Annotated in this window: 21 protein-coding genes and 1 tRNA gene; 12 read left to right on the plus strand and 10 right to left on the minus strand. The window is 60.1% G+C overall.

What is annotated here, in order from left to right; translation table 11 throughout:
- Positions 1-4: 4 nt before the first annotated feature.
- On the minus strand, positions 5-1,123 hold the full coding sequence (gene tgt, locus SIB72_RS05620; RefSeq protein ID WP_115120091.1) for a tRNA guanosine(34) transglycosylase Tgt: 1,119 nt from the start codon (positions 1,121-1,123) through the stop codon (positions 5-7).
- A 71-nt stretch (positions 1,124-1,194) separates the two neighbouring features.
- Between tgt and cobS the strand changes: the two genes are divergently transcribed.
- Positions 1,195-1,992, plus strand: coding sequence for an adenosylcobinamide-GDP ribazoletransferase (gene cobS / locus SIB72_RS05625; RefSeq protein WP_413744915.1), 798 nt, complete (start codon positions 1,195-1,197; stop codon positions 1,990-1,992).
- Here cobS and SIB72_RS05630 read toward each other — a convergent pair.
- Positions 1,937-3,085, minus strand: coding sequence for a sensor histidine kinase (locus tag SIB72_RS05630; RefSeq protein WP_413744916.1), 1,149 nt, complete (start codon positions 3,083-3,085; stop codon positions 1,937-1,939). The genes cobS and SIB72_RS05630 overlap by 56 nt on opposite strands.
- A gap of 358 nt (positions 3,086-3,443) precedes the next feature.
- Here SIB72_RS05630 and SIB72_RS05635 point away from each other — a divergent pair, with 358 nt between their 5' ends.
- Positions 3,444-3,812 carry a DUF3155 domain-containing protein gene (locus SIB72_RS05635; RefSeq protein ID WP_115015760.1) on the plus strand — a complete coding sequence of 123 codons (369 nt, stop codon included), beginning with the start codon at positions 3,444-3,446 and terminating at the stop codon, positions 3,810-3,812.
- A 28-nt stretch (positions 3,813-3,840) separates the two neighbouring features.
- On the opposite strand, the gene SIB72_RS05640 is transcribed toward SIB72_RS05635, so the two are convergent.
- Entirely contained in the window at positions 3,841-4,476 is a 636-nt protein-coding gene (locus SIB72_RS05640; protein WP_413744917.1) for an alpha/beta hydrolase, read from the minus strand.
- A 58-nt stretch (positions 4,477-4,534) separates the two neighbouring features.
- Here SIB72_RS05640 and purH point away from each other — a divergent pair, with 58 nt between their 5' ends.
- Positions 4,535-6,097 carry a bifunctional phosphoribosylaminoimidazolecarboxamide formyltransferase/IMP cyclohydrolase gene (gene purH / locus SIB72_RS05645; protein ID WP_115119942.1) on the plus strand — a complete coding sequence of 521 codons (1,563 nt, stop codon included), beginning with the start codon at positions 4,535-4,537 and terminating at the stop codon, positions 6,095-6,097.
- An 80-nt stretch (positions 6,098-6,177) separates the two neighbouring features.
- Positions 6,178-6,636, plus strand: coding sequence for a DUF4079 domain-containing protein (locus SIB72_RS05650; RefSeq protein ID WP_115015766.1), 459 nt, complete (start codon positions 6,178-6,180; stop codon positions 6,634-6,636).
- Positions 6,637-6,671: 35 nt separating this feature from the next.
- On the opposite strand, the gene SIB72_RS05655 is transcribed toward SIB72_RS05650, so the two are convergent.
- The 4 genes from SIB72_RS05655 to sfsA form a co-directional block, all read right to left on the minus strand.
- The gene (locus SIB72_RS05655) at positions 6,672-7,316 is read right to left on the minus strand and encodes a DUF1997 domain-containing protein (RefSeq protein ID WP_115119944.1); all 645 of its coding nucleotides are present in this window, start codon (positions 7,314-7,316) and stop codon (positions 6,672-6,674) included.
- A gap of 61 nt (positions 7,317-7,377) precedes the next feature.
- Positions 7,378-8,580, minus strand: coding sequence for a 4-hydroxy-3-methylbut-2-enyl diphosphate reductase (locus SIB72_RS05660; RefSeq protein ID WP_115119947.1), 1,203 nt, complete (start codon positions 8,578-8,580; stop codon positions 7,378-7,380).
- Positions 8,581-8,733: 153 nt separating this feature from the next.
- Positions 8,734-10,275 (minus strand): ammonium transporter, encoded by a 1,542-nt coding sequence (locus SIB72_RS05665; RefSeq protein WP_413744918.1) that lies wholly within the window; start codon positions 10,273-10,275, stop codon positions 8,734-8,736.
- Between the two features lie 140 nt (positions 10,276-10,415).
- A complete protein-coding gene (gene sfsA, locus SIB72_RS05670) occupies positions 10,416-11,174 on the minus strand; it encodes a DNA/RNA nuclease SfsA (protein WP_115119951.1) in 759 nt (252 codons plus the stop codon).
- A 112-nt stretch (positions 11,175-11,286) separates the two neighbouring features.
- Here sfsA and murJ point away from each other — a divergent pair, with 112 nt between their 5' ends.
- A complete protein-coding gene (gene murJ, locus SIB72_RS05675) occupies positions 11,287-12,894 on the plus strand; it encodes a murein biosynthesis integral membrane protein MurJ (RefSeq protein WP_413744919.1) in 1,608 nt (535 codons plus the stop codon).
- Here the strand turns inward: murJ and SIB72_RS05680 are convergent.
- The 3 genes from SIB72_RS05680 to SIB72_RS05690 are packed head-to-tail and all read right to left on the minus strand — an operon-like array spanning position 12,881 to position 13,741.
- Positions 12,881-13,144, minus strand: coding sequence for a cytochrome-c oxidase (locus SIB72_RS05680; protein ID WP_413744920.1), 264 nt, complete (start codon positions 13,142-13,144; stop codon positions 12,881-12,883). The genes murJ and SIB72_RS05680 overlap by 14 nt on opposite strands.
- A gap of 25 nt (positions 13,145-13,169) precedes the next feature.
- Positions 13,170-13,460, minus strand: a complete 291-nt coding sequence (locus SIB72_RS05685) for a DUF3181 family protein (protein ID WP_115119955.1) — start codon at positions 13,458-13,460, stop codon at positions 13,170-13,172.
- Positions 13,457-13,741: a hypothetical protein gene (locus SIB72_RS05690; protein WP_413744921.1), complete on the minus strand. Its 285-nt coding sequence runs from the start codon at positions 13,739-13,741 to the stop codon at positions 13,457-13,459. The genes SIB72_RS05685 and SIB72_RS05690 overlap by 4 nt, the downstream gene beginning before the upstream one ends.
- A gap of 128 nt (positions 13,742-13,869) precedes the next feature.
- Between SIB72_RS05690 and SIB72_RS05695 the strand changes: the two genes are divergently transcribed.
- The 7 genes from SIB72_RS05695 (at position 13,870) to SIB72_RS05725 (ending at position 20,504) form a co-directional block, all read left to right on the plus strand.
- Positions 13,870-13,943: transfer RNA gene (locus SIB72_RS05695), tRNA-Arg, on the plus strand.
- A gap of 90 nt (positions 13,944-14,033) precedes the next feature.
- Entirely contained in the window at positions 14,034-15,326 is a 1,293-nt protein-coding gene (gene glyA, locus SIB72_RS05700) for a serine hydroxymethyltransferase (RefSeq protein WP_413744922.1), read from the plus strand.
- A gap of 90 nt (positions 15,327-15,416) precedes the next feature.
- Positions 15,417-16,562 (plus strand): MraY family glycosyltransferase, encoded by a 1,146-nt coding sequence (locus SIB72_RS05705; RefSeq protein WP_413744923.1) that lies wholly within the window; start codon positions 15,417-15,419, stop codon positions 16,560-16,562.
- Positions 16,555-17,847 (plus strand): competence/damage-inducible protein A, encoded by a 1,293-nt coding sequence (locus tag SIB72_RS05710; RefSeq protein ID WP_413744924.1) that lies wholly within the window; start codon positions 16,555-16,557, stop codon positions 17,845-17,847. The genes SIB72_RS05705 and SIB72_RS05710 overlap by 8 nt, the downstream gene beginning before the upstream one ends.
- Before the next feature lie 39 nt (positions 17,848-17,886).
- A complete protein-coding gene (gene leuC / locus SIB72_RS05715) occupies positions 17,887-19,302 on the plus strand; it encodes a 3-isopropylmalate dehydratase large subunit (RefSeq protein ID WP_413744925.1) in 1,416 nt (471 codons plus the stop codon).
- Positions 19,303-19,358: 56 nt separating this feature from the next.
- Complete coding sequence (locus SIB72_RS05720) at positions 19,359-19,976, plus strand: 3-isopropylmalate dehydratase small subunit (protein WP_413744926.1); 618 nt, start codon at positions 19,359-19,361, stop codon at positions 19,974-19,976.
- Positions 19,977-20,036: 60 nt separating this feature from the next.
- Positions 20,037-20,504, plus strand: coding sequence for a pentapeptide repeat-containing protein (locus SIB72_RS05725; protein WP_413744927.1), 468 nt, complete (start codon positions 20,037-20,039; stop codon positions 20,502-20,504).
- Positions 20,505-20,514: the final 10 nt, after the last annotated feature.

Below are 20,514 nucleotides of genomic sequence, written 5' to 3' on the forward strand. Positions count from 1 at the left end.
GACGCTACCACGTGTGATGGGCGGGAGAGTTCGGATCCCAGGGAGCGAAATCCTCTGAAAAACAGCCTTCGCGGATCGCTTGGCCCATGGCGGTGGTGAAGCGGATCAAGTGGGTGAGGTTGTGCAAGCTCAGCAGCGTCAGTCCCAGCAGTTCTTCACTGCGGATCAGATGGTGCAGGTAGGCCCGGGTATGGCCTTGACAGGCCGGGCAGCTGCAACTTGGATCCAGGGGCGTGTGGTCATGGCGGAAGCGGGCATTACGCAGATTCCAGCGCTCGCCGTTCACCAGGGCGGTGCCATGGCGACCGAGGCGTGTCGGTAGAACGCAGTCGAACAGATCAATGCCGTTTGCAACAGCGATCGCCATCTCCGGGAGTGTGCCAATCCCCATCAGATAGCGGGGACGGTCGCTGGGCAGCAGGGGGGTCACTTGGCGGACGATTCGATGCATGTCTTCAACCGGCTCCCCCACACTCACCCCGCCAATAGCGATGCCGGGCAGGTCGAAGCTGGCAATGGAACGGGCACTTTGTTCGCGCAGATGGGGGTAGCAGCCTCCTTGCACAATCCCGAACAGGGCTTGATCGGTTTTGGTGTGAGCGGTGGCACAACGCTCAAGCCAGGCATGGGTTCGGCGGCAGGCCTCCTCCACGTCGTTCTCGGTAGCTGGATAAGGGGGGCACTGGTCGAATGCCATGGCCACATCGGCCCCCAGGGCCATCTGGATCTCCATCGAGCGCTCCGGTGTGAGCAGGATGCGGCTTCCATCCCTGGGATTGCGGAAATCCACGCCGTGATCGTCGATGCGGTTGAGGTCCGCCAGGCTGAAGACTTGGAACCCTCCTGAATCAGTGAGCATCGGGCCATCCCAGCCCATAAAGCGGTGGAGGCCGCCGGCTTCAGCCACCACCTGCTCACCAGGCTGTAGATGCAGGTGATAGGTGTTGGAAAGCACCATCTGCGCTCCTGTCTCAGCCAGTTGCGCGCTCGTCACTCCTTTGACGGTTCCCAAAGTGCCGACCGGCATGAACCGCGGGGTGGAGACGGGGCCATGGGGCGTTTGAAAACAACCGCAGCGCGCTTTGGTGTTGCTGCAGTGTGCGTCGATCTGAAAGCGGAACACGGGCCAATCCGGGGCCATGCCTGACCCTACGGTGAGCGGGATCTCCTGCTGCGGCGTGGCCGCTCATGTCGATGCCGAGCGCTCCTGGCTGGTTGCGCGATCTTTCCGGGGCCTGGGTCTTCTATTCCGTGTTGCCCGGTTGGCCTGGTGTGGCTCCTGGATTTGAACGCATCGCCCGCTTTGCCCCTTGGATTGGCCTCGTGATTGCAGCGCTGCAGGTTGCTGTATGGCTTCTCCTGCAGGCTCTGGCCTGGCCTGTGGCGGCTTCCGTGTTGCTCGTGATCAGCGTTGGGGTTTGGATCACCGGCGGGTTGCACGTCGATGGGGTGATGGATAGTGCCGATGGTTTGGCTGCCGGTCCGTCTCGATGTTTGGAGGCGATGGAAGACAGTCGGGTCGGTGCCAGCGGCGTCCAGGCGTTTGCCTTGGTCTTGATCCTGCAGGTTGCTGCGTTGTGGTCTCTTGCGGATCGCCTGCCGGCGTGGATCCCTGTGGTGTTGCTTAGTGCTGGTTTCTGGGGGAGATGCTCACCGCTATGGGCCCTGCAGCGGTTTCGCTACCTGCGGCCGGATGGAACGGCGGGCTTTCATCGGGCCAGGGCCCGTGGCCTGAGGGAGTGGGTGCCTGCCCTGATCGTGGCGTCCATCACCCTTGCGCTCACCTTTGCTTTGGCTCAGCCGTTGGGGCTTCTGATCGCTTTAACGATGGCGGTGGGTGTGGTGATCAGTGGAGTTGTGGCTGAATGTCTCGGCCGCAGGCTTGGTGGCCATACCGGAGACAGCTACGGAGCATCGGTTGTGTGGACCGAGAGCTTCACCTTGGTGGCTCTTGCTGTGCTTCTCCCTCTGCTGGATGGCGCGGCAGGGTGAGCACAAAGGCATTGCCTTTCGCTGGTAATTGGGGATCGACTGCGGCTGGGCTGTCGGCTAGCACAAGGTTCCCGCCCCGTTCCTCCGCGAGTTGGCGTGCGAGGGCCAGACCGATTCCGCTGCCGCTGCGGTCCTTGCTGCGGCTGCCTCGGACGCCCCGGCTAAAAATCGCTTGCCGTTCATGCTCAGGGATCGGGTCTCCCTCGTCCCAAAGGCAGAGACCCTTCTCAAGAATTTTGAGCCCGAGTGCTGCTCCGGATGGGCTGTAACGGAATGCATTTTCCATCAGGTTGGCCAGGATCTCGGCCACGACTGCATCGGCAGCCGGTCTGGGTTCTTGCATCCATGCCGGCCACTGCATCGGTCCATGCCAGTCACGCCCCTGCAATGCGGCCGTGGCGGCGGCGCGTTCCGCCAGGGGCGCCACCAGCGTCTGAAGGCTGATTGCGGGGTGGTCGGGGAGCACTGGAGGCAGCAGCAGTGGAGTGCTGCCGCTGCTGGCGAGGCGTACATCGGGGTTGCCAATCCGGTCGAGGGCGGAGATGTAGCGATCCAATTGCCCTTGTTCCTGCAGCAGATTTTCGACCAGCGCCCTGTGGTGACTGTCGGGATCAAGCCGGCGCAGCAGCAGTTGGGCGTAGGTGCGGAGAGCGGCAAGCGGATTGCGAAGCTGATGCACCATCAGATTCAGTTGCTGACGCTGTTGCTCGAGCTGCTCCATCAGACGGCTTCGCTCGACGTCCAGGCTCAGGCACTGGGCCATGGCGCTGGCACTGGCCTGGAGGCGTTGATCCAGATCGGTTGTCCAGGCCTGGTCGTGAATGGCTTCGGCTCGAAGGGCCCCGAGCAGAAGATTGCCGTTGCGCAGGGGATACCAGCGCCGTTCAGGGCTCGGTATGCGAAGGCTGGGATCGGCTTCGGCTGGTGGTAAGGATGTGGCGCTTGTGGGCCATTGCTGCACCATCTCCAAGCTGGCGCTCTCGCCCTCCTGCCCTTGGGCTGCATACAGAACCAAACGGGACAGCGCATTCACAGCAGCGAAGCTCTCGAGCTGTTGCTGCGCCAGTTGCAGGAAGCGTTCCGACAGTGGCATGGCATCGATCGTGCCCCTTCATACAGACGACCTGAAGGTCTGCTTTGCCCAGGGACTTGAAAAATTGGGAAAAAGTCTTAAGATCTGATGATCGACAGACATCGCAACGCCCTAAGGCGTGTGCGAAACGTCATCGGGCCCAGTTTTTGGTTGCACATTTCTTGCAGCCAAGGCTACAGCAGAGTTTGACCACTAACCATCTCTGTCTGCGTCAACTCCGGTTGACTGAATAGTGATGCGTGCTCTGGTGCGGCGCTGAGTTCACTCAGTTCCCTCTAGCCGCCTCTGCTGCTGACGTTTGGACAGTTCTGTCCCTCCCTGCTCTTTCTCTTGCCCTCGCTCCGGGGGTCATCGTCTTATGTCCAAGAAGCGCAAGCGCATTAGTCGCCGCCGCCTGGCAGGTCAGCGGGTTTTGGCCCATGTGGCCACCTTTCATCTTGAGACGGGCGAGCACAAGCCGGTGACGGCAGCCCGACGCTATATCGCTGAAAGCTGCATCAGCGCGCCTGCGCTCCTGCGTGTGCGCCGTAACGAGCACACCACGGATCATTTCTTCTGGGGTGAGAAGGGCTTGTTCAGCGCCCAGTACGCCGAAGAGAACCACTTCCTCTTCCCCTCATTGCGCTCCATCGTCGACAAGGTTGGCGAAGAGGTGATGTTCGAAGGTCTTGAACTGGCCTCCGATGACTGGGAAGAAATGGAAGAGTACGAGTACGCCTTCGTTTAAGTCCGGTCGCTGACGCCTTCAGCGGTCATCAAGCGTCGACACCTGGAGTTTTTAGCCAGGTGTCGATTGTTTTGCAGATGGTTGGAAAGACCCTTTCGGGGATGGTATGCCCCCCGTTGAAGGTCTCGAGGTTCAGCTCAGCTTGGCTCTTGGCCAGGCGTCTTGAGAGCTCATCAACCGCTGAGGCCGGTACCACCTCGTCTTGAAGGCCGTGAATGAGCAGCACAGGTGGACGCTGGATTGGCGGGTTCCAGTTGGGATGGGGATAGCCGCTGCAAGCAATTAATCCGGCCAAGGGGAGAGTGGTGCCGGTGGCTAGGGCCATGGCGGCTCCCTGGGAAAACCCAAGCACCACTGTTGCTTGAAGGGGGATGCCATCGTTGGCCAGCTCGAGCAGTCTGGCCTTGAGGTGCTCCTGTGCTGCGGGCACAGCCTCCCATTCTGCAGGGAAAAGGCCATACCACTGACGACCCATGCCCTGGGGATGGAGCTCAGGTGCGGGCAGGGCCACCACATCAAGAGCTGTTCTCGTCTGCCGCGCCAGGGCTTCCCCAAGGATCAGTAGGTCATCGGCATCTGCTCCCCAGCCGTGGAGCAGCACCAGTCGGGCTTGTGCGTCAGCTCTCGGCTGCTGCCGGAGCGCGGTGGTGGTGGCCAAGGGCATGAGGGGAGCTGGAGCGTTGCTGCGTAGGTTGGCTCAGGCCTGATTTTGCCCCGATTCCATGGCTCCGTTCGCCCTGCTGAGCGTCTCTGACAAAACCGGCCTGGTTCCTTTGGCTGAGGCGTTGCACCATCAGCATGGCTTTCAGCTGCTCTCCAGCGGTGGCACTGCAAAGGTGCTTCAGGACGCGGGGTTGCCTGTGACCAAGGTGGCGGACTACACCAGTGCGCCTGAAATCCTTGGCGGACGAGTCAAAACCCTGCATCCGCGTGTGCATGGCGGCATCCTTGCCAAGCGCGATGATGCCGCCCATCGTCAGGATCTTGAGCAGCAACAGATCCCTCTGATCGATTTGGTGGTGGTCAACCTCTACCCCTTCAGGGAGACGGTTGCCCGCCCGGATGTGACCTGGGATCAGGCGATCGAGAACATCGACATCGGCGGACCGACCATGGTGCGGGCTGCGGCCAAGAACCATGCCGATGTGGCAGTGCTGACCAGCCCCGATCAGTACGAGCGTGTGCTGGACGCTCTTCAGAACTCAGGAGGGGGTGTGCCCGCTCCAATGCGCCGACAGTTGGCGCTCGAAGCTTTCCAGCACACTGCTGCTTACGACACGGCGATCAGTGTCTGGATGGCTGGACAGATGGATGTTGAGTCAGCTCCCTGGCTTGATGCCGTGCCTCTGCGCCAGACGTTGCGTTATGGCGAAAATCCCCATCAGAAGGCTCGTTGGTACAGCCAGCCCAACCAGGGTTGGGGTGGTGCGCTCCAATTGCAGGGCAAGGAGCTGAGCACCAATAACTTGCTCGACCTTGAGGCATCACTGGCGACAGTGCGCGAATTCGGCTTTGGTGTCGATGGTCGTCATCCTGCCCAGCAGCCAGCAGCGGTTGTGGTGAAGCACACCAATCCCTGCGGTGTTGCCGTGGGCGATGGGGTCGCTCATGCCCTCAAACGCGCCCTCGATGCAGACAGGGTCAGTGCTTTCGGTGGCATTGTTGCCATCAATGGGGAGGTGGATGCGGAGGCGGCTCGTGAGCTCACCAGTCTCTTCTTGGAGTGTGTCGTGGCCCCAGGCTTCACTGCGGAGGCTCGCGAGGTGCTGTCCGCCAAGGCCAATTTGCGCCTGCTGGAGCTGTCGTCCGCCGCGATTGATGCGGCTGGTCATGATCACCTGCGCAGCATCCTGGGTGGCGTGCTTGTCCAGGATCTCGACGATCAGCCGATTGATCCCGCCACTTGGACGGTGCCGACTCAGCGCCAGCCCACAGAGCAGGAAAAAGCTGACCTTCAATTCGCCTGGCAGCTGGTCCGTCATGTGCGTTCAAACGCAATTGTGGTGGCGCGTGGGGGTCAAAGCCTTGGTGTTGGTGCCGGCCAGATGAATCGGGTTGGTTCAGCCCGGTTGGCCCTTGAGGCTGCAGGGGAGCAAGCCAACAATGCGGTGCTCGCCAGCGACGGCTTCTTCCCGTTTGATGACACCGTGCGTCTCGCTGCCAGCCATGGCATCTCCGCGGTGATTCATCCCGGCGGCAGCATGCGCGATGCCGACTCGATTAAGGCTTGCGATGAACTGGGGCTGGCGATGATGCTCACCGGTCGGCGGCATTTTCTTCACTGAATCAGGTTTCAGCTGGACCGTGTTGGTCAGCGACGGGTTGGGTGCAGTTCTAAATTCCTTCCACGCAACTGCTTCTCTCGATGCTGGCCACTCTTCCTTTCAGCCTCAACTTCGTCCATCCACTTCTGATGGGGCTGCTTCTTGCCATGGGTGGCTATGCCATGTTTCTTGGCATCAAGACCAAGAAGGTACGCACTGGCACTGCTGAGCAGCGAAAGGCTCTGCTGCCCGGCAAGTTTGCCCAGCGTCACTATTTCTGGGGCAGCATGCTGCTGGCGTTGATGGTGTTTGGCAGCCTTGGAGGCATGGCCGTCACCTACCTCAATAACGGCAAACTGTTTGTTGGCCCTCATCTCTTGGTGGGCCTGGCGATGACGGGAATGATTGCTGGAGCTGCCTCACTGTCACCCCTGATGCAACGTGGCAATGTGATTGCCCGCAAGGTTCATGTTGGTCTCAATATGGGCATGCTCACGCTCTTCCTCTGGCAGGTCGTGAGTGGGCTGCAAATCGTGAACAAGATCTGGACGAACAGCTGACCTAGGCAGAGAGCCTTGGCAACTTTGGGCGGCGTTTAAAACGCCGCCCTTTTTCGTGGTGGACAGACCAGATGATGGGTGGCGTGGAAGTCCTCCTGCACTTTCCAAGTCAGCCGTCGGGAGATCTGGCGCACGATCTGGCGTAGAAGATGATCACCGCTCGATTGCACCAGACCGTCTGGAAGCAATGTGATCACTTTGGGGAGCTTGATCCAGACAGAAAGATCAAGATCCCAGCTCACATTCGTCGAGACCTCTGAAGCTGCCGCAGGCTGTTCCGCCTTGCTGATGGCGGTGTCTTCAAGTCGCAATGAGGCCTGAAAGTCAACGTCGTAGAGGGCATTGAGGCCATCGCCGCTGCCGGGAACAGGCACCGTGGCGATGGCATAGGTTCCCTGTTGCTGGGGAAGAAGTCGAAGGCCGATGGTCGGCTCCACTTCGAAGCCAAAGTTGCCGAAGCGGCCGAGCCGTAGGGCGTAGGCCTGTGGATCAAGCACCTCGACCTCCATCGGCTTGGCACAACGCCTGAACCAGCCCTCATGACGATCCAGGTACGAACTGACCTGGGCCATAGGGGCGCGCATCTCCATCTGATCGGAGAAATGACTGCTGTAGCAGCGGACCTGTGGGTCCTTGCTATGTCGCAGGCTGTCAGCTGGATGTCTCGTCAAGAGCAGCACGAATCGCGGTCCCTTTCCGGGGAGGGTCCCCGCGTGTCAACCAATGTAAAGGTGCCCAGGGTCAGATTTCGCTCAGCGCGATCAGTCGCTGAATCACGTGTTCCACAACGCGATCAGGTGTGGAGGCGCCAGAGGTAATACCGACGGTCACAGGGCCGGAGGGAAGGAAGTTGTCTTCCCTTCTGAGCTCTTCTTCCTCGTCCAGGGGCTTGTGCTCGATGCTGTTGTCGGCTCCGATCCGTTCCGGGGTGTCGATATGGAAGGAGCGGATGCCGCGGCTGATGGCAATCTCCTGGAGGTGAGTGGTATTGGAGGAGTTGTAACCACCAATCACCACCATCAGGTCGAGGGGCTCATCCACCAGCGAGAACATTGCGTCCTGGCGTTCCTGGGTGGCATCGCAGATGGTGTTGAAGGCCAGGAAGTGATCGTTGAGGTCGGCGGGGCCGTATTTGCGCAGCATCGTGCGTTCGAACAAGCGCCCGATTTCCTCGGTTTCACTTTTGAGCATTGTTGTCTGGTTCGCCACGCCCAGTCGTTCAAGGTCGCGATCAGGATCGAATCCCTGGGAACAGGCGTTGGCGAATTTGGCCATGAAGGCCTCGCGGTCGCCGTTGCCAAGGATGTAGTCGGCCACCATCTGCGCTTCCTTGAGGTCGAGCACGACTAGATAGGTGCCGGCAAAGGAGCTGGTGGCAAGGGTTTCCTCATGCTTCACCTTGCCGTGAATGATCGAGGTGCAGGTGTGCTTCTTGTGCTTCTCCACCGTGTTCCACACCTTCGAGACCCAGGGGCAAGTGGTGTCAACGATGTGGCACCCTCGCTCGTTGAGCAGTTGCATCTCCTGCACCGTTGCCCCGAAAGCGGGAAGGATCACCACATCGCCGCAGTCGACACCGGAGAAGTCCTTCACGCCTTGGTCGACTGCGATGAACTCCACGTTCATCTCACGGAGGTGGTCGTTCACAGATGGGTTGTGAATGATCTCGTTGGTGATCCAGATCCGCTCATGGGGATAGTGCTTGCGGGTCTCGTAGGCCATCGCCACGGCCCGTTCCACGCCCCAGCAGAAGCCGAAGGCTTCTGCTAAACGAACTTTCAGGCGTCCATGGCTGAGGCGATAGTCGTTATCACGGATGGAGCCGATCAGGCTGCTCTGATAAGCCTGCTCCAGGCTGCCGGCGACCTCGTCGGCGCGTCCGAAGCCTCGGCGGTTGTAGCGGTCGGAATGGTGCAGAGAACGCTTGAAGGCGTGGGTATCCATATCCGGCAAAGCAGTGGCATGACTCTATGGGCAGCTCCGGCTGTCTGACGTGACAGGGGTCGTTGTTGCGGATGGTTTGGCCATCACTGCCCAATAAAAAAGTCCGACCTGATGGCCGGACCTGGTTTGTTGCGTTCAGCCAAGAGTGGCTGTCTAGTTGTTGGTGGTGGCGAAGTCTGGATAGGCCTCCATGCCGTGCTCACCGATGTCAAGGCCTTCGGTTTCTTCGGCTTCAGTAACGCGGATGCCACCGAATAGGGCACCGATCACTGACCAGGCGATCCAGCAGGTCACTAGGGCCCAAAGTGCGTAGGCACCGGCGCCAAGGGCTTGGATTCCAAGCTGGTCGATACCTCCGCCGTTGAACAGTCCGAGCGCATCGCCACTCTCCTGGATGTCGTAGCCCCAGAGACCAATGACGAGAGTTCCCCAAACACCACAGACACCGTGTACGGAGAAGGCTCCGACCGGGTCATCGATTCCGGCGGAATCGAGTGCGGCGACTGCGAAAACAACAATGATGCCTCCGATTAAACCGGCAAGCCAGGAGCCAACCCAGGTGAGGTTGGCGCAACCTGCGGTGATGCTGACGAGACCAGCCAAGATGCCGTTGATGATCATCGTCAGGTCTGGCTTACCCGACGTGAGTGTGGAGATAAGCGTGGCGCCGATGGCACCGCCTGCCGCCGCGAGGGTGGTGGTGACTGCCACATAGGGCACCCATTCATCCATGCCGAGTTGGGAGCCTGGATTGAATCCATACCAGCCGATCCAAAGGATCAGAGCTCCAAGAGTGGCAATGGCCATGTTGTGGCCTGGGATGGCCTGGGGACGGCCACTAACAAATTTGCCAATGCGAGGGCCGAGGAGCATGGCTCCAACCAGCCCTGCCCAGGCCCCAACTGAGTGAACGATTGAAGAGCCTGCAAAATCGATGAAGGGTCGAATCACGGCTCCATCAGCATCCCTGGCCCCAATTTCGTTCAGCCAACCACTGTTCCATTCCCAGGAGCCAGAGATGGGGTAGATCACACCCGTCAGCACAATTGCGAAGACCACGAATTCACCGAACTTGACGCGTTCAGCCACGAGTCCGGAAACAATCGTTGCGGCAGTACCAGCAAAAGCAGCCTGGAAGAGGAAGTCGATGGATGGCACCAACTGCACACAATCCTTTGCTGGATCAGGGTTTGCGGCACATGCCAAGGCATCAGCTGCACTCCAGTCGAAGAAGAATCCTTTGAAGGAAAGCCAACCGCTAACGATGGAATCCCCATACATCAGGGAATAACCGACAACCCAATAAGCGGTGACGGCCAGTGCGAAAACAAACAGATTTTTCGCAAGAATGTTGACGGCGTTTTTCTGACGGCACATGCCGGCTTCGACCATGGCGAAGCCGGCATTCATGAAGATCACAAGCACTGCTGCGATCAGCAGCCACAGGTTGTCAGCGAGGAACTTCGCTGCTTGTGCACCTGTGAGGTCACTGAGGCCGACGCTTTCGGCTCGGACGGAAAGATTGAAAATGCCTAGCCCTAGTAGGGCGAGGGGAACGGTTGCCAGCCAGAGGCGGGAGCGATCGGAGCTAAAGCCGCGGATGCTGCGGAGGAGGAGCATGGGGCCATCCAGGAGGCTGGCCTCCTGGAGACGCGTCTTGCTCCGCCTCGATGGCGGCTGCAGAGCAGTTGTCATAAATGAAAAGCAGGGCTGCAAAGCCGGTGGTTTTGGTCCACCGCTAAATCAAAAATGCTCGTTAGCGAACTTTTTTCAAGTGTCTTTGGCTACCGAATTTGCAAAAGGTGCATATTGTTACATTCGCTACAGCCCTGGTTCTAGCTGGGTTGCTGCCGTTTCACGGGTCTTAAGCCCAGCCAGCTCACCTGATCGCGTTCAAAACGGAAGCAGCAGGGCAGCACCTCGACGCCGGCATCAAGGGCCTCACGAAAGAGTTCGCCGTAGCGTGGATCTGCGCGATCGCCTGGAGCAAAGCAGGTCAGATCCGGCCTGCTTAAACAGGGCACCAGAACAGCCCGTGCGCTGGGCAGTACGTCGATTAGCTCTTGCAGATGCTTCTGCCCCCGTTCGGTGATGGTGTCCGGGAAGAGGGCCAGGGAACCTTCGCACCAGGTGGTGTTTTTCACCTCCAAGTAAATCGGGCGTTGATCAACGGCCTGTTCCGCCGGCTGGAGCAGTAGGTCGATGCGGCTCTTCTTGTTCTTGCCATAGGGCACTTCCGCGCGGATGGAGCCGATCTCGCCAAGCTGCGCATCGAGGCAGCCGGCTTCGATCGCGGCGCGGATTAGTCGATTGGGGAGTGCGGTATTGATGCCAACCCAGCACTCTTTCCCGTCCGCTCCAGGCACTTCTGCTTGCTCCCAGGTCCAGGCCAGTTTTCGGGTTGGGGATGGGGCATGGCGCAGTCGCACCCTTTGGCCTGGCAGGAGCACGCCAGTCATGGGTCCGGTGTTGGCGCAATGGGCTGTGACCTCTGTGCCGTCATCCAGGCGAACATCCGCCAGGAAGCGTTTGTAGCGCTTGAGCAGTACCCCTTCATGTAAGGCCTCGAACTGAAGGAGGGGTAAATCCGCCATGGGTGTGAGCTGAAGAGTCCGGGGATGGTGGCCATGGTGGCCCCTGGCCTGTGCCGCTCAGCCCCAGGCGGCCGAGAATGCCGCCCGACTCTTCACTGCCTGCGGTCCCTCCATGGCGAGATCCCTCAAGCGCATCGCTCTGGTGGTGACCTATGGCACCTTGCTCAGCAAGGTGGGTGGCCTCGCCCGACAACTGGTGATTGCTGCTGCTTTCGGCGTTGGGGCTGCCTATGACGCCTACAACTACGCCTACGTGCTGCCGGGATTTCTGCTCATCCTGCTCGGCGGCATCAATGGGCCCTTTCACAGTGCGATGGTGAGCGTTCTGAGTCGTCGCCCTCGGCAGGAGGGTGCCCATATTCTCGCCACGCTCAACTCGATGGTGAGTGCTGTGTTGCTGGTGGTGACCCTCGCACTGGTGCTTGCGGCCGACCCGCTGATCACCCTGGTGGGGCCGGGACTGCCTCCAGAGCTGCACCACAACGCCGTCCTTCAGCTGCAAGTGATGGCACCGATGGCTCTGCTGGCCGGTTTGATCGGCCTCGGCTTTGGATCCCTCAATGCTGCTGATGAGTTCTGGATCCCGGCGATTTCGCCATTGATGTCAAGCCTGGCCTTGATTCTCGGCGTTGGTTTGCTCTGGTGGCAGCTCGGTGACTCGATTGCATTGCCCGAGTTCGCGATCCGGGGGGGAGTGGTGTTGGCCCTCGCCACCCTGGTTGGTGCCTTTTCCCAGTGGTTACTCCAGCTCCCGGCGTTGATGAAGCATGGGTTGGCTCGGCTCCATTTCGTCTGGGACTGGCGCCATCCCGGGGTGCGTGAGGTCTGGCAGGTGATGGGCCCTGCCACCCTCTCCTCGGGCATGTTGCAGATCAATGTGTTCACTGATCTGTTCTTCGCCTCTGGAATTCTCGGTGCGGCGGCTGGTCTGGGCTACGCCAATCTGCTGGTGCAGACCCCATTGGGTTTGATCTCCAATGCTCTGCTGGTGCCGCTCCTACCCACCTTTGCCAGGTTGACGGCCGCAGAGGATCGCCCCGCTCTGGTGGCACGCATCCGTCAGGGACTGATGCTTTCGACGGCCAGCATGCTTCCTCTGGGCGCGCTGTTTGTGGCTCTCGGTGGGCCAATCGTGGCGCTGGTTTACGAACGTGGTGCTTTCGATGCCCAGGCCGTGCAGTTGGTCACCGGACTGCTGATGGCGTATGGCGTCGGCATGCCGGCCTATCTCGGCCGCGATGTGCTCGTGCGTGTTTTTTACGCCTTGGGCGATGGCACCACACCTTTCCGTCTCTCCATGGCGGGGATCGGCATGAATGTTTTGTTCGACTGGGTTCTCGTGGGTGGCCCGACGCCTTGGGGCCCTCAGCTTCCGTTCAATCTCGGTGCTCCGGGTCTGGTGCTTGCGACGGTGGCGATCAATCTGATCACCTGCATCGCACTGCTGTTGGCGTTGCAGTCGCGACTTCAGGTTTTACCCCTGCGGAACTGGGCCATGGATGGGCTGTCCCTGTTGGTGTCTGCTGGGCTTTCAGGTGCAGCAGCATGGGCACTGAGTGCTCTGATTGCCTGGCCCCACGATTTGGTGGGGCGTCTGTTCCAGGTGGGCTTGTCGACGGCGGCGAGTTGTCTGGTCTTCTTCGCTCTGGGTCGTGCCTTTGATGTGCCGGAAGTGGCCCAAATCACAAGCACCGTCACGCGCCGATTTAGTCGTCGTTGAGAATGACGTTGCGGTCTTCCCGCACTTGGATGGGCAGCTCAAGTTGCTGTCGCCCCACCACTTGAGGCCCCTGCACGGACAAGATGCGGGCCTCAATCCCGAATTCCTTGAAAGCGTTTTCGAGCTCCTGAATCAATGCTTTCTCCACCTGAGCTTCGGAATCAACAACTTTGCCGATCAGGCGCTCTCCGAGCTTGCCGATGCGTTGGCGCATCACCTCGCGGGCATTAGTGACCTCGATGATCAGCACGGGAACGTCCGGGTTGGCAGCAACCTTATCGGCAGTGCTCCTCCAGGATCTCCTCGAGATCATGAAGCTGTACAGCAGGAATCAGACGCGCCAGCGGAAGTTTGGTGCTGCCGCCACCCATCGGAACCTGTAGGGCTTCGAGCGCTTGGCGGGCAGCAATCCCTGCACCTTGATCCAGTCGGGCGCTGCATTCGATCGCTAGAGCCTCCGCTAGGCCCGCATCGCCGAGATAGAGATGCCATCCGGCGACTTGTAGGTAAAGACGATCGCTGAGCGCGGTGGTCAGATCGCGTAGGGCAGCAGCATCGAGGCTCATGGCTGATCGCGTTGTGGAGGATGCGTAGGGGTGGTGGCCACTGGTTCTGTTCGGCCGGGTCGTTGGGCAATCACGGTGATTAATTGCACCACCAACAGCGTGAACCAGATGTCTGTGAACCAAGCAAGATGCCCCCAAGGGTGACGCATGCCCTGCACGAACCAGAGCCCGCTGTTGATGGCGGCAAAGACACCTGCGTGCAGGGTGAGATTCACAATCCGGCTGAAGTGCCGGTAGATCGGATCCTCCGGATTGGCCGGGCCGTACCAGCGGATGGGCATGGAGCAGCGCCTGTGCAATGCATTGATTGTGGCGCTCGCTTCGAGCGCCTGGGAGCTCCGCTGATGCGACAGGGCCGCAGGCATGGTTGACGTCGGGTGCCTCGATGAGCTCAGATAGTCGGACTCAAGCGCTTGTAGCTCAGCGGATTAGAGCATCTGACTACGGATCAGAGGGTCGGGAGTTCGAATCTCTCCAGGCGCGCTTGAAAGCTGTCCGCAAGGGCAGTTTTTTTTTTGCAATCAATTCGTTGGAAGTCATTTCCTACGATTCATCAACAGCAGGCCTCCTCCGATGTCAGACAGCGCTTCCGCTCCGATCAATGCCGCTCTGGTGGATGCCGATCCCGCGATCGCTGCCCTGATTGCTCAGGAGCAGAACCGTCAGGAAACGCACCTGGAGCTGATCGCTTCCGAGAACTTTGCCTCTCGTGCCGTGATGCAGGCCCAGGGCTCGGTTCTCACCAACAAATATGCCGAAGGCCTTCCCCACAAGCGTTACTACGGCGGCTGTGAGCACGTGGATGCCATCGAGGAGCTGGCGATCGAGCGGGCCAAGCAGCTCTTTGGTGCCGCCTGGGCCAACGTTCAGCCTCACAGCGGTGCCCAGGCCAACTTCGCCGTCTTTCTGGCGCTGCTGAAGCCTGGCGACACGATCATGGGTATGGACCTCAGCCATGGCGGGCACCTCACCCACGGATCGCCCGTGAACGTGAGCGGTAAGTGGTTCAACGTGGTGCAGTACGGAGTTGATCAATCAACCCAGCGCCTGGACATGGAGCGGGTCCGGCAACTTGCGCTTGAGCACAAACCGAAGCTGATCGTTTGCGGCTATTCCGCTTACCCACGCACGATCGATTTCCCTGCCTTCCGAGCCATCGCCGATGAAGTGGGTGCCTTCTTGCTGGCTGATATGGCCCACATCGCGGGGCTCGTGGCTGCAGGAGTGCACCCCAGTCCTTTGCCTCACTGTGATGTGGTGACAACGACCACCCACAAAACCTTGCGGGGGCCTCGCGGTGGCTTGATCCTCTGTCGCGATGCCGACTTCGCCAAGCGTTTCGACAAGGCCGTCTTCCCTGGCACCCAGGGTGGTCCGCTTGAGCACGTAATCGCGGCCAAGGCTGTGGCCTTTGGTGAGGCCTTACAGGCTGACTTCAAGGCCTACAGCCTTCAGGTCGTGGCGAATGCCCAGGCTCTCGCTCAGCGCATTCAGGCTCGTGGCATCGATGTGGTCAGCGATGGCACCGATAACCATCTTGTGCTGCTTGATCTGCGCAGCATCGGTATGACGGGCAAGGTGGCCGATCTGCTGGTGAGTGATGTCAATATCACCGCCAACAAGAACACCGTGCCGTTTGATCCTGAGTCGCCCTTCGTCACCAGTGGTCTGCGGCTCGGAACCGCAGCCCTCACCACCCGCGGATTTGATGCTGACGCCTTCGCTGAGGTGGCTGATGTGATTGCAGACCGGCTGCTCAACCCCGAAGACGATGCTGTGCAAAGTCGTTGCCGTGAGAGGGTCCTCGACCTTTGCCGGCGCTTCCCGCTGTATCTCAATCCTTCGCCTGTGCCGGCGCTTGCCTGACTGTCCTAGCGGTGGCTGGAACGATGTGGTTGGCTTGCCTAGATTGGAACCATCTCATCCGATCTGGGTGATCCGCCTCCGGAGTCTTCTGTGATCCTCGCGAGCAGCCCTCTCGCCGTGGCCGTGATCACGCTGATGATCGCGGCAGGGATCACGACGTTGGTCGTTCCCTTGGTGCGACGACTTGGTCTGCAACTGGGGCTGATTGATCAACCCGATCCGCGTAAACAGCACTCCACCCCGATGGTGCGCCTGGGTGGTGTGGGCATGGTCTTGGGCTTCTGCGCTGCGTTGGCCGTCATCTGGGGGATTGGCGGTTTTGGCCTGCTAGCCCCCGATCGTGACCAATTGATCTGGACGACGCTGGCCGGATCTCTCTGCTTTTTCTTCATCGGACTGGCCGATGATTTGTTCGCTCTTTCCCCCTGGCCGCGCCTCGCAGGCCAGATCACCGTGGCCATGGTGGTGTGGTCCCAGGGGGTGCGCATCGGTGCGATTGACCTCCCCTGGCTGAGTGGGTCTGCCTCGGTCATCGTTTTGCCCGAACTCTTCAGCCTCGCTGCAACGGTGATCTGGCTGGTGGGTATTACCAATGCAATCAACTGGCTGGATGGCCTTGACGGCCTTGCTGCCGGAGTGGCCGGTATTGCAGCGGTTGGTCTGCTTTCGGTGAGTTTCTCGCTTAACCAGGCGGCAGCTGGCTTGCTGGCGGCGGCCCTGGCGGGATGCTGCTTCGGTTTCTTGCGCCACAACTTCAATCCCGCCCGCATCTTTATGGGCGATGGTGGCTCCTATTTCCTTGGCTTCACTCTGGCTGCCGTCAGCATCGTTGGCCCCGCCAAAGGCCTCACTACCGTCAGTCTTCTGCTGCCATTGCTGATCCTGTCTCTGCCCCTAGCGGATATGTCTGCCGTGATCATGGGGCGGCTGAGTGATGGCCATTCCCCCTTTTATCCAGATCGGCGCCACCTGCATCACCGCTTGTTACGTGCGGGGTTCAGTCATCGACGCACGGTTTTGCTCATTTACGTCTTCACGCAATGGTTGGCTGCTCTTGCAATGGTGGTGGCCAACGTTGAACTCCGCTTTCTCTGGTTGGCTTTAGCGACGGCGATTTTGGTGGCCACCGTCGTGGTGATGCGTCGTCGTCAGATGGAAGAATCGGCTCGGAAGGCTGCACGCCGAAGAGCCCATGCAGACAAGAACCTCGCAGCCTGTCATCACAACCATGGCTGAGGGTGCGGCTGATGCCGCAACGGGTCAAGGTGTCGAGTTGCTCTGCGTTGGCACTGAGTTGCTGTTGGGGAACATTCTCAATGGCAATGCCCGTTGGCTTGGCGAGCAGCTCGCTGGTCTTGGTCTTCCGCACTATCGCCAGTCCGTGTTGGGGGATAACCGCGACAGGGTGATTGCTTTCGTGCGCGAAGCGTCAACGCGCTCCAGGGTGCTCATTACCACCGGTGGTCTGGGACCGACACCCGACGATCTCACCACTGAGGCGATTGCCTCCGCGTTTGAGGTGCCGCTCGAGGAGCGTCCGGAGGTGTGGGCTGACATCACCGCCAAGGCTCGCAGTCGTGGTCGTCAACCGTCCCTCAGTACTCGCCGACAGGCTCTGCTCCCAAGGGGTGCCACGGTGTTGCCCAACCCCACTGGCACTGCACCAGGGATGATCTGGTCACCTCAGGAGCAGTTCACCCTGCTCACGTTTCCTGGGGTGCCGAGTGAAATGCGGGCCATGTGGACTGCCACCGCAGTTCCCTGGTTGCAGCAGGCTGGACTGACTCAGGGGGTCTTCACCAGTCGCCTTCTGCATTTCTGGGGGATTGGTGAATCCAGCCTGGCTGAACAGATCGATGATTTGCTCGCAGGCACCAATCCCACCGTTGCGCCCTATGCCGGTGGTGGGGAGGTGATGCTGAGACTCACTGCCTGCGCGGACAACCCTGAAGCAGGACGCAGGCTTCTAGAGCCGTTGGAGGTGGAGCTACGTCGTCGCACTGGTGATCACTGTTTTGGGACTGATGCTGACAGCCTCGCGTCAGTGGTCCTCCAATTGCTGCGCCAGCGAGGACAGACCGTTGCGGTGGCGGAGTCCTGCAGCGGAGGCGGTCTGGGGTCTGCACTGACAGCAGTCCCGGGCTCTTCCGAGGTTGTGCTCGGGGGGGTCATCGCCTATGCCAATGCGGTCAAGCAGTCGCTGTTGCGCGTTCCAGCAGAGCTGTTGAATCGCCATGGCGCCGTCAGTGACCCTGTGGCAGCGGCGATGGCTGAAGGAGTACGCCGCTGTACAGGGGCTGATTGGGGCCTAGGAATCACTGGGATTGCGGGCCCTGGTGGTGGCAGCGATGACAAGCCTGTGGGGTTGGTTCATATTGCAGTGGCTGGTCCGGATGGCTGTATCAGCAGTGCTTGCCGTTTTGGAGAGACGCGAGGTCGCGACTGGGTTCGTCGTCTCAGTGTTGGCGAAGCGCTTGATCGTCTGCGGCTGCGTCTCTTCATGCACTCTCCATCAGGTTGAGGCTGCGGCTTAGGGTGAGCGGCTGATCACTTGGCCGGAATGAGCAGCGGCACGCTTTACGACAAGGTCTGGGATCTGCACAGCGTTGCGGATCTCCCTGGTGGGCCCACCCAGCTGCTGATCGGATTGCACCTAATCCATGAGGTCACCAGCCCCCAGGCGTTTGCGGCTCTGGACGACAAGGGCCTTCCCGTGCGTTGTCCGGAGCGCACCGTGGCCACGGTGGATCACATTGTGCCCACGACGAGTCAGGCAAGGCCGTTCGCCGATTCCCTGGCGGAAGAGATGCTCAGCACCCTGGAGCGCAACTGCGCTCGCCATGGCATCACCCTGTATGGGCTGGGTAGCGGCCGCCAAGGGATTGTGCATGTGATCGCCCCGGAACTGGGCCTCACCCAGCCTGGGATGACGGTCGCCTGCGGTGACTCACATACATCCACCCATGGCGCCTTCGGTGCCATCGCTTTCGGGATTGGCACCAGTCAGGTGCGTGATGTGTTGGCCAGCCAGAGCTTGGCGATGAACAAGCTGAAGGTGCGCCGTCTTTGGTTCGAAAACAGGCTCAGCCCTGGGGTGTTTGCCAAGGATCTGATCTTGCACGTGATTCGCACTCTCGGCGTTAAGGCTGGGGTGGGCCATGCGTATGAGTTCGCCGGGCCTGCGATCGAGGCTTTGTCGATGGAAGAGCGCATGACCCTCTGCAATATGGCCATCGAGGGTGGCGCTCGATGCGGGTACGTCAACCCTGATCAAGTCACCTTCGACTACCTCGCTGGTCGGCCGGAGGCACCTGAGGGTGAAGCTTGGGATCGGGCGGTTCAGTGGTGGCGCTCTTTGGCTTCCGATGCTGATGCCCGCTTTGATGATGAGGTGCGGTTTGATGCCGCAGCGATCGCTCCGATCGTGACCTGGGGTATCACGCCAGGCCAGGGCATCGGTGTGGATGAGACGGTGCCCACCACCGAGCAAATGGATCCAGCAGATCGGCCGATTGCCGAGGAGGCCTACCGCTATATGGATCTGGCCCCGGGGTCTGCGATCGCTGGAGTCCCCGTGGATGTCTGTTTTATTGGCAGTTGCACCAATGGCCGCTTAAGCGATCTCCAGGCAGCTGCCGATGTGGCTCGTGGTCGCCAAGTCGCAGATGGTATCAAGGCCTTTGTGGTGCCGGGTTCGGAACAGGTGGCCCGTGCGGCGGAAGCTGAGGGGCTTGATCAGGTGTTTCGCGCCGCCGGATTTGATTGGCGGGAGCCGGGATGTTCGATGTGCCTGGCCATGAATCCCGATCGGCTGGAAGGTCGTCAGATCAGTGCCAGTTCCAGTAACCGCAACTTCAAAGGCCGACAAGGATCAGCCACTGGCCGCACCCTGCTGATGAGCCCGGCCATGGTTGCGGCAGCAGCCATCCATGGTGCGGTCACCGATGTGCGCAACCTTGCTCCTGCCGACGGCTGAATGCATCCGCGCTGCGTTTCTGTTGTTCGTTTCTTCTTTGTTCTTCCACGTCAGCCATGACCCAGTCCGGCCCTTTCCCCCAGGGAACGATCACCAGCGTCAATGGACGGGCCTTTGCCCTGCGTGGCGATGACATCGATACCGATCGGATCATTCCGGCCCGTTTCCTCAAATGCGTCAGTTTTGATGCCCTTGGCTCCCAGGCCTTCGCTGATGATCGTCAGGAGCTTGCTGGGGACCATCCCTTTGATCAGGCAGCTCATGTCGGAGCATCGATCCTTGTGGTCAATGGGAATTTCGGTTGTGGTTCGAGCCGGGAGCATGCCCCTCAAGCCTTGATGCGCTGGGGTATTCGTGCGCTCGTGGGTGTGAGTTTTGCTGAGATCTTCCACGGCAACTGCCTGGCTCTTGGCATTCCTTGCGCTACGGCGAGCTCTGATCAGATCAAGCAGCTGCAGGCAGCAGTTTCAGCAGATGCCACGGCATCTTGGAGCCTGGATCTGCAGACCTGTCAGTGCCGCAGTGAAGCGGCTGGAGAGTGGGCTGTTGGCTTTGAGTCTGGAGCGCTCGAGATGTTGCTGAGCGGTCGCTGGGATGCCACCTCTCAGTTGGTGGCCCGCGATGCTGAGCTGAAGCAAACCATGGCTGCGCTCCCGTATCTGAACGGCTTTTAAGTCAGCTGGGCTGCGGACACTTGCCTCAGTGTCTATGAATGAAGAAGAGGCATCCGGCTGATGGGCTTTCCACTGTTCCCCACCTTTTATTCCCTGACTGGGTTGCTCGCTTTGAGTCTTGGCACGGTTGTCCCGTTGCGGGCGGCGGAGCCGATTCCGATCAAGGTCGATCCGGTGGTGCGTCTTCAGTCCACAGGTGACTGTCGTGGGTGTGATCTGCGAGGGGTGGATTTGGGCGGTGCCCATTTGATTGGAGTGGATCTTCGTGATGCTGATCTGCGTGGTGCCCGCCTTGAAGGTGCAAATCTGGAGGGAGCGGACCTCAGTGGGGCTCGTTTGGATGGTGCCAATCTGCAAAGGGCCGTTCTCAGCAATGCTGAACTCACTGGAGCGGATCTGCGTCGCGCTGATCTCCGGGAGGCGGTGGTGATCAATGCCTATGCCCCTGGAGTGAAAACCGATGGCATGCAGTACGCCGGCTCGGACCTCACCGGTAGCCACTTGATTTATGGCGGTGGACCTGATTGAGCGGCTGAGA

The sequence above is a fragment of the Synechococcus sp. MIT S9451 genome (genome assembly GCF_047304725.1).
GTDB lineage: Bacteria > Cyanobacteriota > Cyanobacteriia > PCC-6307 > Cyanobiaceae > Synechococcus_C.